The 13,801-nt window shown below is 48.6% G+C and carries 11 protein-coding genes and 3 pseudogenes; 9 read left to right on the forward strand and 5 right to left on the reverse strand.

Annotated features, from left to right (window positions below):
* On the reverse strand, nt 1-510 hold a 510-nt coding region (locus ABZJ92_RS16895; protein ID WP_074518651.1), incomplete at its 3' end, for an IS3 family transposase.
* 375 nt (nt 511-885) lie between these two features.
* Here ABZJ92_RS16895 and trg point away from each other — a divergent pair.
* Nucleotides 886-2,526 carry a methyl-accepting chemotaxis protein Trg gene (trg, locus tag ABZJ92_RS16900; RefSeq protein ID WP_353765450.1) on the forward strand — a complete coding sequence of 547 codons (1,641 nt, stop codon included), beginning with the start codon at nt 886-888 and terminating at the stop codon, nt 2,524-2,526.
* A gap of 37 nt (nt 2,527-2,563) precedes the next feature.
* Here trg and ABZJ92_RS16905 read toward each other — a convergent pair whose 3' ends face one another.
* Nucleotides 2,564-3,487, reverse strand: coding sequence for a LysR substrate-binding domain-containing protein (locus ABZJ92_RS16905; RefSeq protein ID WP_000414573.1), 924 nt, complete (start codon nt 3,485-3,487; stop codon nt 2,564-2,566).
* Nucleotides 3,488-3,703: 216 nt separating this feature from the next.
* On the opposite strand from ABZJ92_RS16905, the gene hglS reads away from it, so the two are divergent.
* The 4 genes from hglS to rimL all read left to right on the forward strand — a co-directional run bounded on the left by hglS (nt 3,704) and on the right by rimL (nt 7,890).
* On the forward strand, nt 3,704-5,047 hold the full coding sequence (gene hglS, locus ABZJ92_RS16910; protein WP_000013771.1) for a 2-oxoadipate dioxygenase/decarboxylase HglS: 1,344 nt from the start codon (nt 3,704-3,706) through the stop codon (nt 5,045-5,047).
* Between the two features lie 224 nt (nt 5,048-5,271).
* Nucleotides 5,272-6,927: a glucan biosynthesis protein OpgD gene (opgD, locus tag ABZJ92_RS16915; RefSeq protein WP_000375966.1), complete on the forward strand. Its 1,656-nt coding sequence runs from the start codon at nt 5,272-5,274 to the stop codon at nt 6,925-6,927.
* 139 nt (nt 6,928-7,066) lie between these two features.
* A complete protein-coding gene (locus tag ABZJ92_RS16920) occupies nt 7,067-7,291 on the forward strand; it encodes a YdcH family protein (RefSeq protein WP_001296778.1) in 225 nt (74 codons plus the stop codon).
* 62 nt (nt 7,292-7,353) lie between these two features.
* Nucleotides 7,354-7,890: a 50S ribosomal protein L7/L12-serine acetyltransferase gene (gene rimL, locus ABZJ92_RS16925; protein ID WP_000140890.1), complete on the forward strand. Its 537-nt coding sequence runs from the start codon at nt 7,354-7,356 to the stop codon at nt 7,888-7,890.
* Here rimL and ydcK read toward each other — a convergent pair.
* Nucleotides 7,885-8,865 carry a YdcK family protein gene (ydcK, locus tag ABZJ92_RS16930; RefSeq protein WP_001234071.1) on the reverse strand — a complete coding sequence of 327 codons (981 nt, stop codon included), beginning with the start codon at nt 8,863-8,865 and terminating at the stop codon, nt 7,885-7,887. The genes rimL and ydcK overlap by 6 nt on opposite strands.
* Before the next feature lie 123 nt (nt 8,866-8,988).
* On the opposite strand from ydcK, the gene tehA reads away from it, so the two are divergent.
* The 3 genes from tehA to ABZJ92_RS16945 all read left to right on the forward strand — a co-directional run bounded on the left by tehA (nt 8,989) and on the right by ABZJ92_RS16945 (nt 11,530).
* Nucleotides 8,989-9,981, forward strand: a complete 993-nt coding sequence (gene tehA, locus ABZJ92_RS16935) for a dicarboxylate transporter/tellurite-resistance protein TehA (RefSeq protein WP_005047890.1) — start codon at nt 8,989-8,991, stop codon at nt 9,979-9,981.
* Nucleotides 9,978-10,571: a tellurite resistance methyltransferase TehB gene (gene tehB, locus ABZJ92_RS16940; protein ID WP_000586723.1), complete on the forward strand. Its 594-nt coding sequence runs from the start codon at nt 9,978-9,980 to the stop codon at nt 10,569-10,571. Before tehA ends, tehB begins: the two co-directional genes overlap by 4 nt.
* A gap of 302 nt (nt 10,572-10,873) precedes the next feature.
* Nucleotides 10,874-11,530: a DUF3313 domain-containing protein gene (locus ABZJ92_RS16945; protein WP_001260991.1), complete on the forward strand. Its 657-nt coding sequence runs from the start codon at nt 10,874-10,876 to the stop codon at nt 11,528-11,530.
* Nucleotides 11,531-11,547: 17 nt separating this feature from the next.
* Here ABZJ92_RS16945 and tnpA read toward each other — a convergent pair.
* A pseudogene (tnpA, locus tag ABZJ92_RS16950) lies at nt 11,548-12,054 on the reverse strand (IS200/IS605 family transposase).
* A gap of 7 nt (nt 12,055-12,061) precedes the next feature.
* Here tnpA and ABZJ92_RS16955 point away from each other — a divergent pair.
* Nucleotides 12,062-12,955: pseudogene (locus ABZJ92_RS16955) on the forward strand (RNA-guided endonuclease InsQ/TnpB family protein); the annotation flags it as partial.
* A 187-nt stretch (nt 12,956-13,142) separates the two neighbouring features.
* Here ABZJ92_RS16955 and ABZJ92_RS16960 read toward each other — a convergent pair.
* Nucleotides 13,143-13,801, reverse strand: a pseudogene (locus tag ABZJ92_RS16960) (IS91-like element ISEc37 family transposase); the annotation flags it as partial.

A 13,801-nucleotide genomic window follows, 5' to 3' on the forward strand; every position in this document is an offset into this window, starting at 1 on the left:
GGGATGAGCTAAGGCTTTCAGCTTTTTTAGATACATAAGCCGCGTTTCAAGAAATCGAACTTGCCTTTCAAGATCCTCAATGCGTCGGTCTTTTGACAGCTCCAATGCTGATGCCGCTTTTTCTGGATCAACTGATATTGCAATGTTTCTTTTGGTGCCAATCTTGAGCGCGCGTAAACCAGCTTCTCCGCGCTCTTCATAGACCTTCAGCCACCTGGCTACAGAACCACTACCAGCAAGCATAAAGTGAGCAGCAGCCTGATTAAGGGACATGTGCTGCTCGATCACAGCTTTCACGACCTTAATACGCAACTCTGGATCAGCACTAACGCCTTTAGGTTTGGGAATTAAACCTTTTTCTCCATGTTTTTCATAGAGGGCAACCCATGTCCTGACCTGGGTTCGGGGGACACCAAAACGTGCCGAGATGATCCTGTAACCATCATCAGTAGTGAAGTAGTGATTCACGACTTCAAGGCGCTTTTCAAAAGGGTATTTTGGCTTTGACATATTAGGGGCTATTCCATTTCATCGTCCAACAAAATGGGTGCAGTACAGTTGATAGAAATATCGGTCGGGGCCTTCGTCTTTCTGATTCCCGGTTAGCCTGAAAACAGAAAGTCTCAGGCACCCGCAGGCATCCTATGAGGTTTCCTTAGGGACGAAAATAATCACTTCACGAAATTGCGTGCTGTTTTCCAGAATTTTTCGTCATTCGGGTTAGCCAGTTTAGCCATTCGTTACTCTCTTCATTCCAATAGCATTAATTTTCTCTGCAATAATTGTTGTAAAAATGTGACGCAAAGAGGTTTTTGGTCATAAGTAATTACCGTCAAGTGCCGATGACTTTCTATCAGGAGTAAACCTGGACGAGAGACAACGGTAATGAATACAACTCCCTCACAGCGATTAGGTTTTTTGCATCACATCAGGCTGGTTCCGTTATTTGCCTGCATTCTTGGCGGTATCTTAGTTCTATTCGCATTAAGTTCTGCTCTGGCTGGCTATTTCCTCTGGCAGGCCGATCGCGATCAGCGTGATGTTACTGCGGAGATTGAGATTCGGACCGGGTTAGCGAACAGTTCAGATTTTTTGCGTTCAGCCCGGATCAATATGATTCAGGCCGGGGCTGCGAGTCGTATTGCGGAAATGGAAGCAATGCAGCGAAATATTGCGCAAGCCGAATCGGAGATTAAACAGTCGCAGCAAGGTTATCGTGCTTATCAGAATCGACCGGTGAAAACACCTGCTGATGAAGCCTTCGACACTGAATTAAATCAACGCTTTCAGGCTTATATCACGGGTATGCAACCTATGTTGAAATATGCCAAAAATGGCATGTTTGAAGCGATTATCAATCATGAAAGTGAGCAGATCCGACCGCTGGATAATGCTTATACCGATATTTTGAACAAAGCCGTTAAGATACGTAGCACCAGAGCCAACCAACTGGCGGAACTGGCCCATCAGCGCACCCGCCTGGGTGGGATGTTCATGATTGGCGCGTTTGTGCTTGCCCTGGTCATGACGCTGATAACATTTATGGTGCTACGTCGGATCGTCATTCGTCCACTGCAACATGCCGCACAACGGATTGAAAAAATCGCCAGTGGCGATCTGACGATGAATGATGAACCGGCGGGTCGTAATGAAATCGGTCGCTTAAGTCGTCATTTACAGCAAATGCAGCATTCACTGGGGATGACAGTAGGGACTGTTCGACAGGGCGCGGAAGAGATTTATCGTGGCACCAGCGAAATTTCAGCTGGCAATGCGGACCTGTCATCTCGCACCGAAGAACAAGCGGCGGCTATCGAACAAACTGCCGCCAGCATGGAGCAACTCACTGCGACGGTGAAACAGAATGCGGATAACGCGCATCATGCCAGCAAACTGGCGCAAGAGGCTTCTATTAAAGCCAGCGATGGCGGGCAGACGGTTTCCGGTGTAGTAAAAACGATGGGCGCTATCTCCACGAGTTCGAAGAAAATTTCTGAGATCACCGCCGTCATCAACAGTATTGCTTTCCAGACGAATATTCTGGCACTGAATGCTGCCGTTGAAGCCGCGCGAGCGGGTGAGCAAGGGCGTGGATTTGCCGTTGTCGCCAGCGAAGTACGGACACTCGCAAGCCGCAGCGCTCAGGCAGCGAAAGAGATTGAAGGCTTGATCAGTGAATCAGTCAGGTTAATTGACCTGGGGTCGGATGAGGTGGCAACGGCAGGGAAAACCATGAGCACTATTGTTGATGCCGTCGCGAGTGTCACACATATCATGCAGGAAATCGCCGCCGCCTCGGATGAACAAAGTAGAGGCATAACTCAGGTTAGCCAGGCGATTTCTGAAATGGATAAGGTGACGCAACAGAATGCTTCTCTGGTAGAAGAGGCCTCAGCAGCGGCGGTGTCCCTTGAAGAACAGGCTGCACGATTAACTGAGGCGGTGAACGTATTCCGTCTGAACAAACATTCTGTGTCGGCAGAACCTCGCGGAGCGGGTGAACCAGTTAGTTTCGCTACGGTGTGAAAATGTTCAAGGAGGGATCGACAGATCCCTTCACCTTTCAGAACGGCATTGATTTTCGAATAGCGTTAATCATCAACTGGCAACCAGAAGAGAACGTCGCATCTACGCGGGTCAGTATTCCAATCGGTTCGCCTGCACCATGTCCCGGAACAGGCAGGGCCACCAGCGTGGCATGACGCAGGTCGTCTTTTACAGCGCCAGAAGGGACAAACCACACGTAATCGTATTCAACGGTAAGTTGACGAGATAGCGAAGTAGACAGCGTTTCGATACAACCCGAAGGAATTTTACAGCCCTGGCTCTGCACTAATGCATCTGAATGCTGGCGTGGCGCAGTGCCTTCTGGTGATACAACGACCGGCCATTCCAGCACCCGGCTTAGCGTTACGTTCTCCTGAAGTAGCGGGTGATTAGGGCGGACAACCAGCTTCAACGATTCAAGAAACAGCAGTTCGTAATTAAGCCCGGTCATCAGTTCAGGATCTGACATCCGACCAATGCCGATATCGATTTCCCCGGTTTTTAAACCCGCCAGAATCATAGGGTTACTCATTGTCGCAACTTGCAAGGTCGTCTCTTTTTGTTGCTGATGAAACTGACCTATAACCGAAGGTAATATCCCCAGTGCCGCAGTAGGTAGTGCACCAACCCTGACGACATCATTATTAAGACCTTCTTTACGATGAAGCGACTGTCCGGCAGTGTTGATGGCGTCAAGAACTCTGACTGCATGCGTTAAAAATTGTTCGCCGGGTAAGGTAAGTTGCGCCCCCTGACGACCACGCTCAAACAAGCGAGCGCCCGTCAGCTGCTCCAGTTCATTCAATGTATTAGAGAGCGCAGGTTGACTCAAATTAAGGGTTTCAGCTGCGCGCCCCAAAGTTCCTTGTTGTGCGACAGCTACGAATGTATGAAGGTGGCGCAAACGGATGCGCTGACTAAACAGACTATTTTTTTCCATAAGCGATGTTAAAAACGAAGCGGTGTCGCTGACAAGTGAAGTTGTTTGATTATGATAACTTGATTGCAAAATATTATTAACAATTAAAGCAATTATGTTACAGCAAAATGGATAATATTGATGTTTTCGCGGCGAGATCACAGTTTGTAAATTCTTCCCGCCAGAGTGAATGCGGTTACCTACACTCCAGATTACTGACCACTGGAGGCAGACACTATGGCGAACAGCATCACGGCGGATGAGATTCGGGAACAGTTTTCGCAGGCAATGTCAGCCATGTACCAGCAAGAAGTTCCGCAATATGGCACGCTGCTGGAACTGGTAGCTGATGTGAATCTGGCTGTGCTGGAAAACAATCCTCAACTGCACGAAAAAATGGTAAATGCAGACGAGCTGGCGCGACTGAATGTTGAACGTCATGGGGCGATTCGCGTTGGGACTGCACAAGAGCTTGCTACTCTTCGGCGGATGTTTGCCATTATGGGGATGTACCCGGTGAGCTATTACGATCTCTCGCAGGCAGGGGTGCCGGTACATTCGACAGCATTTCGGCCCATTGATGATGCTTCTCTGGCGCGTAATCCCTTCCGCGTTTTTACATCCTTACTCCGCCTTGAGCTTATCGAGAACGAAATTTTGCGCCAGAAAGCGGCGGAGATTCTGCGTCAGCGCGATATCTTCACCCCACGTTGTCGACAACTGTTAGAGGAATATGAGCAGCAGGGCGGTTTTAACGAAACACAGGCACAGGAGTTTGTGCAGGAAGCCCTGGAAACGTTTCGCTGGCACCAGTTAGCAACGGTAGATGAAGAAACCTATCGCGCCTTGCACAACGAACATCGGTTGATTGCTGATGTGGTCTGTTTTCCTGGATGCCATATCAACCACCTGACGCCACGTACGCTGGATATTGACCGGGTGCAGTCGATGATGCCTGAATGCGGAATTGAACCCAAAATTCTCATCGAGGGGCCGCCGCGCCGCGAGGTACCGATTTTACTACGCCAGACCAGCTTTAAAGCACTGGAAGAGACGGTGTTGTTTGCGGGGCAGAAACAGGGCACGCATACCGCGCGCTTTGGTGAAATTGAGCAGCGTGGCGTGGCATTAACGCCGAAAGGGCGACAACTGTATGATGATCTTCTGCGTAACGCTGGAACCGGGCAGGATAATCTCACTCACCAAATGCATTTACAGGAAACCTTCCGCACTTTTCCTGACAGTGAGTTTTTAATGCGTCAGCAAGGGTTGGCATGGTTCCGGTACCGTCTGACGCCTTCGGGTGAGGCGCATCGTCAGGCGATTCATCCTGGAGACGATCCACAGCCCTTAATTGAACGTGGTTGGGTAGTGGCGCAACCCATCACCTATGAAGATTTCTTGCCCGTTAGCGCGGCGGGGATCTTCCAGTCAAATCTGGGTAATGAAACGCAGACACGCAGTCACGGTAATGCCAGTCGCGAAGCATTTGAGCAGGCGTTGGGTTGTCCGGTTTTGGATGAGTTCCAGCTTTACCAGGAAGCGGAAGAACGCAGTAAACGTCGCTGTGGTTTGCTTTAAATTCTGACCATCCGCCTTTGCAAAAATTTGCCTGATTTTACAAACGAATCAGGCTCATCCCATCGACATAAAAAAAATGCCGATTTATGCATATTCTCTCAGTTCAACAATTGGATTATTAATAAATATTGTCTAGAGTGAGCGGTCATAAATAAGCACTTTCTTGCCGCTGAAAACGACCAGCGCGGGACCATTCACAACACCAGAAGGACTCACTTTCAGGTATGGATCGTAGACGATTTATTAAAGGTTCAATGGCTATGGCCGCCGTGTGCGGTACCAGCGGCATTGCTTCTCTTTTTTCTCAGGCAGCATTCGCGGCAGATTCTGATATTGCCGACGGGCAAACCCAGCGTTTTGACTTCTCCATTCTACAGTCAATGGCGCACGACTTAGCGCAAACAGCGTGGCGTGGTGCGCCTCGTCCGTTACCTGACACGCTGGCGACAATGACGCCGCAGGCTTATAACAGTATTCAATACGACGCCGAAAAATCGCTCTGGCATAACGTTGAGAACCGTCAACTGGACGCTCAGTTCTTCCATATGGGAATGGGATTCCGTCGCCGCGTTCGTATGTTTTCTGTAGATCCAGCAACACATCTGGCGCGTGAAATTCACTTTCGCCCGGAGTTGTTCAAATACAACGATGCAGGTGTTGATACCAAACAATTAGAAGGGCAAAGCGATCTCGGCTTTGCCGGTTTTCGCGTGTTTAAAGCCCCCGAACTGGCGCGCCGTGATGTAGTATCATTTCTCGGCGCGAGTTATTTCCGCGCCGTTGATGATACATATCAATACGGTTTGTCGGCCCGCGGCCTGGCGATCGACACTTACACCGACAGTAAAGAAGAGTTCCCCGACTTTACCGCCTTCTGGTTTGATACGGTAAAACCGGGGGCAACTACCTTTACCGTTTATGCGTTGCTCGATAGCGCCAGCATTACTGGTGCCTATAAGTTCACTATCCATTGTGAGAAAAGTCAGGTGATTATGGATGTGGAAAATCACCTGTATGCGCGCAAAGACATTAAACAGCTGGGCATTTCGCCGATGACCAGTATGTTCAGCTGCGGTACTAATGAACGTCGGATGTGCGATACAATTCATCCGCAAATTCATGACTCTGATCGTCTGTCCATGTGGCGGGGCAACGGCGAGTGGATTTGCCGTCCGCTGAATAATCCGCAAAAATTGCAGTTCAATGCTTACACCGACAACAACCCGAAAGGGTTTGGTTTATTGCAACTGGATCGTGACTTCTCCCATTATCAGGACATTATGGGCTGGTATAACAAACGCCCAAGTCTGTGGGTGGAACCGCGTAACAAGTGGGGTAAGGGCACCATCGGCCTGATGGAAATCCCAACAACGGGCGAAACGCTGGATAACATTGTCTGCTTCTGGCAGCCAGAAAAAGCTGTAAAAGCAGGTGATGAGTTTGCATTCCAGTATCGTCTGTACTGGAGTGCGCAACCGCCTGTTCATTGCCCATTAGCGCGCGTTATGGCGACGCGTACCGGCATGGGCGGTTTCCCGGAAGGTTGGGCGCCAGGTGAACACTATCCCGAAAAATGGGCGCGTCGTTTTGCCGTCGATTTCGTTGGTGGTGATCTGAAAGCTGCCGCGCCAAAAGGCATTGAGCCGGTGATTACGCTTTCCAGTGGGGAAGCGAAGCAAATCGAAATTCTCTATATTGAACCCATCGATGGTTATCGTATTCAGTTTGACTGGTATCCGACTTCGGACTCCACTGATCCGGTCGATATGCGGATGTATCTACGTTGTCAGGGGGACGCTATCAGTGAAACATGGCTGTATCAGTATTTCCCGCCAGCGCCGGATAAACGTCAGTATGTTGACGACCGCGTGATGAGTTAATCGTTTTTTCTTCGGCACCTTCTTCGGGAGGTGCCGTCTGGTTAAACACGATCCCGCTCGCATTTTTCCCTAAGTTAAATGAGTAATCTGATGGTGTGTATTTCAGATACACCGTGTCAGCCACTAACAGGGAGTGCGTATGTTTCCAGAATACCGAGATTTAATATCCCGTCTGAAAAACGAAAATCCTCGCTTTATGTCCTTGTTCGATAAACACAATAAACTTGATCATGAAATTGCCAGAAAGGAAGGTTCCGACGGTCGAGGGTACAATGCGGAAGTGGTCCGCATGAAAAAACAAAAGCTACAGTTAAAAGATGAGATGCTCAAAATCCTGCAGCAGGAGAGCGTCAAAGAGGTGTAAACTTTCCTAAGCCGCCAGCCAGGCGGCTTTTTTAACAACAGCATGGATTGACTGGAGATAAGATGACTGAAACGATAAAAGTAAGCGAATCACTTGAATTACATGCTGTTGCGGAAAGTCACGTCACACCTCTTTATCAGTTAATCTGTAAAAATAAAACCTGGTTACAGCAGTCGCTAAACTGGCCGCAGTTCGTTCAGAGTGAAGAGGACACGCGAAAAACGGTGCAGGGTAATGTGATGTTGCATCAACGCGGCTATGCCAAAATGTTCATGATTTTCAAAGAAGATGAACTTATCGGCGTTATCTCGTTTAATCGTATTGAACCACTGAATAAAACTGCTGAAATCGGCTACTGGCTGGACGAATCTCATCAGGGGCAGGGGATCATTTCTCAGGCGCTGCAGACATTGATTCATCATTACGCTCAGTCTGGTGAACTTAGACGCTTCGTGATCAAATGTCGGGTGGACAATCCGCAAAGCAACCAGGTCGCTTTGCGCAATGGTTTTATCCTTGAAGGTTGCCTGAAACAGGCTGAGTTCCTGAATGATGCCTATGATGATGTGAACTTATACGCGCGTATTATCGATTCATAATAACCCTGCCAGCGGCGTTCGCGTAATGCGCTCCTCGCCGTTAATGACTTTTGGACCACGGACATGAACCGTGTCGCCATCAAAGGCTTCAACGACGGCGTGGTCGGTTAACTCCACATGGTTTTCAATTATCACCGCACCTGTAATACGGCTCTCACCTTGTATTACAACGTGCTCGTCGAGCAGAATCGGTCCACCACGTACCACGGCATTTCCGCCAATCAAGACATGATGTTTTAACACACAATTACCTTCCACAATGGCATATTCCGCCACCTGCGAACTGTAATGAATCGTCGGAATGGCATCTTCTTCTATGCCAGCTTTCACCTGCGCGTGACCGTAGACTTTAGCGCAATCGCATAGCCAGACGTTGTTCTCTTCATTACCTTCAACACTGGCAAAATCAAAAACTTCGGCGCGATGTTCAATAAAAGCATACCGGACGACGGCATCGCCATAAATTTGTGCCTGGTGGACAATACGCGAGGCGCTAACCCTTGCGCGATCATAAATTTGGAGCAGGAGTTGATGGTCGGGCGTTAAGCCTTGTGCGGCGACGATCATAGAATGTTGATCAATTAAGGCGTGACCAAATATTCTACATTGCACGTAAACTAATGAGTCATGAATGGTGACACTGTCACTTATATATGCACCCTGGCTGATTTCACTATTATCGATCCAGACGTTATCCGTTGCGTAAACCTCTCCCCACAGCACGCTGGTGCCGGTGATACGCGTATTACCGGAAATCACCGTTCCGCCGAACGCAATAGCATTCTGGTCGTAAATCCAGCAATTTCCTTCCTGTGCTAACACCGTTTCGCGATCGATCCAGCCGCCAGCGGTTCCTGCTATCACATCGTTAAAATCGCTAATGGCGATAATCTGCCGTAATAACACACTTTTTTTAGTGCCATCTTCCTGATAACTAAAGGCTCGCTGTTCTTCACTTAGGCGATATTTGCGCATAGCGTTTTCCCACAGGTGACTTACTATAACCGTAGCAAATTCTGCGGCTCTGGCTATGCTCGAGAAAATTCCATAAAATGCATTTCAAATATACTTTATAAATTAAACAAAATGAGTAAGAAGATGCAGAGCGATAAAGTGCTCAATTTGCCGGCAGGCTACTTTGGTATTGTGTTGGGGACGATAGGGATGGGATTTGCCTGGCGCTATGCCAGCCAGGTTTGGCAGGTCAGCCACTGGTTAGGGGATGGGCTGGTGATTCTGGCGATGATCATCTGGGGATTATTGACTAGCGCATTTATTACCCGACTCATACGCTTTCCGCATAGCGTGCTGGCGGAAGTTCGCCATCCAGTGCTGAGCAGTTTTGTGAGTTTGTTTCCGGCAACGACGATGCTGGTGGCGATTGGTTTTGTTCCGTGGTTTCGCCCACTGGCGGTGTGCATGTTCAGTTTTGGTGTCGTGGTTCAGTTGGCTTATGCCGCCTGGCAAACTGCGGGATTATGGCGCGGATCTCACCCTGAAGAAGCTACCACGCCTGGACTGTATCTGCCGACAGTTGCCAACAACTTTATCAGCGCAATGGCCTGTGGTGCGTTGGGCTACACCGACGCCGGTCTGGTGTTTTTAGGCGCAGGCGTTTTCTCATGGCTAAGCCTTGAACCGGTGATCTTGCAGCGTCTGCGCAGTTCGGGAGAATTACCCACGGCACTGCGGACATCACTCGGCATTCAGCTCGCTCCTGCGCTGGTGGCCTGTAGTGCCTGGCTGAGCGTCAACGGCGGCGAGGGTGACACGCTGGCGAAAATGCTTTTCGGTTATGGACTGCTGCAACTGCTGTTTATGCTACGTCTGATGCCATGGTATCTCTCCCAGCCATTTAATGCTTCATTCTGGAGTTTCTCGTTCGGCGTATCTGCACTGGCAACCACCGGTTTGCATCTGGGGAGTGGCAGCGATAATGGATTTTTCCATACGCTGGCGGTGCCGCTGTTTATCTTTACCAATTTTATTATTGCAATACTGCTCATCCGTACTTTTGCGCTTCTGATGCAGGGAAAATTGTTAGTCAGAACCGAGCGCGCCGTTTTAATGAAAGCAGAGGACAAAGAATGATCATTCGTGACGAAAACTATTTTACTGATAAATATGAATTAACCCGCACACACTCTGAAGTACTGGAAGCGGTGAAAGTGGTTAAACCGGGTAAAACGCTGGATCTGGGCTGTGGCAATGGTCGTAACAGTCTTTACCTGGCAGCCAATGGTTATGATGTTGACGCATGGGATAAAAATGCCATGAGTATCGCCAACGTCGAGCGCATTAAATCCATTGAAAATCTGGATAATTTACACACCCGGGTCGTTGATCTGAATAACCTCACATTTGATGGACAGTACGATTTTATTCTTTCGACTGTGGTGCTGATGTTCCTTGAGGCTAAAACCATCCCAGGGTTGATTGCCAATATGCAACGTTGCACTAAACCTGGTGGTTACAACCTGATTGTGGCGGCGATGGATACCGCTGATTATCCATGTACCGTCGGCTTCACGTTTGCCTTCAAAGAGGGAGAATTACGTCGATATTACGAAGGCTGGGAGAGGGTGAAATACAATGAAGACGTCGGCGAGCTGCACCGCACCGACGCCAACGGTAATCGTATTAAACTGCGTTTCGCCACGATGCTGGCACGTAAAAAATGACCCGGTAAGCACAAAACGCGTGAAAATTCCCCACGCTGAGATGATTTACTGTTCTTCTTTTCGGTAAGCATATTTTTTATCGAAGGGATGTGAAATTAATCACAGTAGTCGAAGTTTTTTAGCAGCTTAACTTACTGAAATTTAACTACTGATGATTGACTTAGCCCCTTTTTCGGCATTGACTATGTCGTCTGAAAAGGGGCTGAAAAATTTATTTTCACCAACACTTTTTTTGCCACAACACGAAGCGGCGCTTTTTGCTATAACTTAGAAAGTAATATAATCATCTCAGGAAACTATTCATGCGTACCACATCATTTGCGAAAGTTGCAGCTTTATGCGGCTTGTTGGCTCTGTCTGGTTGTGCCTCTAAAATCACCCAGCCAGATAAATATAACAATTACTCTGATTTAAAAGAAACAACCTCAGCAACAGGTAAACCTGTTTTACGTTGGGTAGACCCGAGTTTTGATCAAAGCAAATATGACAGCATCGTCTGGAACCCAATCACTTATTATCCGGTACCAAAACCTTCTACCCAGGTAGGGCAGAAAGTTCTGGATAAAATTTTGAACTATACCAACACCGAAATGAAAGAAGCGATAGCGCAGCGTAAACCAGTGGTTACCACCGCTGGGCCGCGTAGTCTGATTTTCCGTGGGGCCATTACCGGTGTAGATACCAGCAAAGAAGGGCTGCAATTCTATGAAGTGGTTCCTGTTGCATTAGTGGTTGCGGGGACGCAAATGGCTACAGGCCACCGTACCATGGATACTCGCCTCTATTTTGAAGGTGAGCTGATTGATGCAGCGACTAATAAACCGGTTATCAAAGTCGTTCGTCAGGGCGAAGGTAAAGACCTGAATAACGAAAGTACGCCAATGGCTTTCGAAAATATTAAACAAGTTATTGATGACATGGCGACCGATGCCACCATGTTTGACGTTAACAAAAAGTAGTTCCAGACGCGCCATCGTTAGATGGCGCTTTTTATCCGGTGCGCCGTAAAACCCCATCCTTCAGGGCGGGGATATAAGGCGCGGTTTTCCACCTGACCAGGTGTTTGCTGTTGTTCAATGTATTGGCGGATGACGGATATTGGCGCACCTCCGCAGCTACTGGCAAAATAGCCAGGACTCCACAAAACGCCTTTGTAGTAATACCTGACTGCAATATCTGGTCGATCTCGTCGCAGTAACCTACCCGATACGCCTTTGAGGCTGTTTACCAGACTGGATATCGCCAGTTTGGGAGGTTAGTTAATTAACAAATGGACGTGATCTGGTTCGCCATCCATTTCAACCAGTTCAGCTTCAAAATAAGCACATACATTTGAAAAGTAAGTGCGTAGTTTTTCTGTCGCGTCATGGTCAAAAATCTGGCGTCGGTATCTGGTGACAAAGACTAGGTGAACATGCATCAGGAAAACACAATGCCTTCCACGCCGGATATCGGTTTCTTTTTTCACAGACCAAAGTATCATTTGACCTGTGAAACGATTACAGGCATTTAAATTCCAGTTAAGACCAGGTGGTCAACAGGAGTGTGAAATGAGGCGCTTCGCAGGCGCATGTCGTTTCGTTTTCAATCGTGCTCTGGCACGTCAGAATGAGAATCATAAGGCCGGTAATAAATACATCCCTTACGGGAAAATGGCTTCCTGGCTGGTTGAGTGGAAAAATGCCACTGAAACGCAATGGCTTAAAGATTCTCCCTCACAGCCATTGCAACAGTCACTGAAAGACCTTGAGCGGGCTTACAAAAACTTCTTCCGGAAGCGGGCTGCTTTTCCCCGATTCAAAAAGCGGTGACAGAATGATGCATTCCGCTACCCGCAGGGCGTTAAGCTCGATCAGGAAAACAGCCGTATTTTTCTGCCGAAACTGGGCTGGATGCGCTACCGGAATAGCCGTCAGGTCACGGGTGTTGTGAAAAATGTCACTGTCAGCCAGTCCTGCGGTACGTGGTACATCAGTATTCAGACAGAAAGTGAAGTATCCACTCCGGCTCACCCTTCAGCATCAATGGTCGGGCTGGATGCTGGCGTGGCTAAACTCGCCACGCTGTCAGATGGCACAGTCTTTGAGCCTGTAAACAGTTTTCAGAAAAACCAGAAGACGCTGGCGAGACTTCAGCGACAGTTAAGCCGCAAGGTCAAATTCAGCAACAACTGGCAGAAGCAGAAACGCAAAATACAGCGACTGCATTCCTGTATCGCAAATATCCGCAGGGACTACCTTCACAAAGTCACAACGGCCGTCAGCAAAAACCACGCAATGATAGTCATTGAGGATTTGAAGGTCAGCAACATGTCAAAGTCAGCAGCGGGTACGGTCAGCCAGCCGGGGCGCAATGTCCGGGCAAAATCAGGTTTAAACCGTTCATCGATAGGAATTAAAACCCCAAAAAGATTAAAAAAACACCACAAAACGGATGTTTCTTCAACACCACTTTTGCTCCATATGAACGGAACCGACGATTAAACTGGATGGCTCTGATTGATTCAGGGTATGAATGGCGGTTTTTTGCTCCGTTTCCCTCAAAATGGACGCAACTTCCCCTCTGCGGCTCTCAGCCGCACCACCGCATCCGGGCCAGCGGCTCATGCATCAGGACCTGCTCTGCCAGACGGTAGCCCCGCTTCAGCCCCGTAAAACGCATCTGACTCCCGCACAGCACGCACTTCAGCGGGTCAACCTTCAGTAACCTCTGATACATCCCTCTCCAGGTGATTTGCATCGCCGTTTTTCTCACTGTCTCCGTTATGATGTACACCACTTCTTCCAGTAACCGCCGTTTCGCCGGACTCAAAAAACCGTAGTACCTCACCATACGGAACCCCTTATCCGCCACATGCCAGGAGAACCTTTCCATGAACTCATCTCCACTCATCAACAGGTATTCTTCCCGTTTTGTTCGGTGACTGTTGTAACGCAGACCGATTTCATCCTGACCGGCATAATGCTCCAGACGACTCATCGGCACCGGTGGCTTTTTCAGGTAAGAGCCAAAGTACACCGCCACATGGGTGGCATTATCCATTACCCGGGATACGTTGACATTCCAGCCACGGCGGTAATGCGTGTCCAGGAAGCGATTCCATTCCCGTTTACTGCTTCCTTCTGCTGCCAGCGCATCCGGCATCACCAGGTCAGGGTATTTCCGTGACAGCAACCGTGTTATCCGGTAGCGCCACATGCTCATCACCTTACGGGCGTAAAAATGAAGAT

It is taken from the genome of Shigella sp. FJ200513 (genome assembly GCF_040495915.1).
GTDB lineage: Bacteria > Pseudomonadota > Gammaproteobacteria > Enterobacterales > Enterobacteriaceae > ECMA0423.

Excerpts from the sequence above, each read along its gene's own strand:
- trg (WP_353765450.1), top strand. The coding sequence starts at position 886 with ATGAATACAACTCCCTCACAGCGATTAGGTTTTTTGCATCACATCAGG.
- rimL (WP_000140890.1), top strand. The coding sequence starts at position 7,354 with ATGACTGAAACGATAAAAGTAAGCGAATCACTTGAATTACATGCTGTT.
- tehB (WP_000586723.1), top strand. The coding sequence starts at position 9,978 with ATGATCATTCGTGACGAAAACTATTTTACTGATAAATATGAATTAACC.
- ABZJ92_RS16945 (WP_001260991.1), top strand. The coding sequence starts at position 10,874 with ATGCGTACCACATCATTTGCGAAAGTTGCAGCTTTATGCGGCTTGTTG.
- tehA (WP_005047890.1), top strand. The coding sequence starts at position 8,989 with ATGCAGAGCGATAAAGTGCTCAATTTGCCGGCAGGCTACTTTGGTATT.
- opgD (WP_000375966.1), top strand. The coding sequence starts at position 5,272 with ATGGATCGTAGACGATTTATTAAAGGTTCAATGGCTATGGCCGCCGTG.
- ydcK (WP_001234071.1), bottom strand. The coding sequence starts at position 8,865 with ATGCGCAAATATCGCCTAAGTGAAGAACAGCGAGCCTTTAGTTATCAG.
- hglS (WP_000013771.1), top strand. The coding sequence starts at position 3,704 with ATGGCGAACAGCATCACGGCGGATGAGATTCGGGAACAGTTTTCGCAG.
- ABZJ92_RS16905 (WP_000414573.1), bottom strand. The coding sequence starts at position 3,487 with ATGGAAAAAAATAGTCTGTTTAGTCAGCGCATCCGTTTGCGCCACCTT.
- ABZJ92_RS16920 (WP_001296778.1), top strand. The coding sequence starts at position 7,067 with ATGTTTCCAGAATACCGAGATTTAATATCCCGTCTGAAAAACGAAAAT.